The organism is Kineococcus indalonis, from assembly GCF_009906395.1.
In the GTDB taxonomy this organism is placed as follows: Bacteria; Actinomycetota; Actinomycetes; order Actinomycetales; family Kineococcaceae; genus Kineococcus; species Kineococcus indalonis.
Genome location: NZ_JAAALM010001028.1, coordinates 1 through 428 on the forward strand (window position 1 = coordinate 1; position 428 = coordinate 428).

Below are 428 nucleotides of genomic sequence, written 5' to 3' on the forward strand. Positions count from 1 at the left end.
CCCCCGCCCCGCGCCCCGGTGCCCTCGGCGGCGAGGCCGTCGAGGACCTGCAGGACGTGCCAGGGCAGCGCGTCGGCGTCCCAGGCGCTCACGGCGGCGGCGTGCTCGGGGCCGAGGGCGGCGACGACCTCGTCCAGCAGCGCGCCGGGGGCGCGGGAGTCCAGGCGGGCGCACACGCCGTCGTCGCCGGCGGCGGTGGCGCCGAGGTGGTGCGAGAGGCGCTGGGCGGCCCAGCGCTCGGTGCCGGGGGCGCCCACGGCCAGCAGGTCGGGGGTGAAGGGGTCGGCGCCGGGGGCGGGCGCCGCCAGCACCCCGGCGAGCGCCGCGAGCAGCTCCTCGGCGTCGCGGGACCGGTGGACGTGCAGCACGCCCCCTGTCTACCCGACGGCGGCGACAGCCCCCGACCGCTCCGGCGCCCCGCGAGCGCC

1 protein-coding gene is annotated in these 428 nt (G+C 82.5%); it reads right to left on the reverse strand.

Annotation, left to right across the window (positions count from 1 at the left end):
* A partial coding sequence (locus tag GTR00_RS22535; RefSeq protein ID WP_166613679.1) for an exodeoxyribonuclease V subunit gamma occupies nucleotides 1-368 on the reverse strand: 368 nt, incomplete at its 3' end.
* Between the last annotated feature and the right edge of the window lie 60 nt (nucleotides 369-428).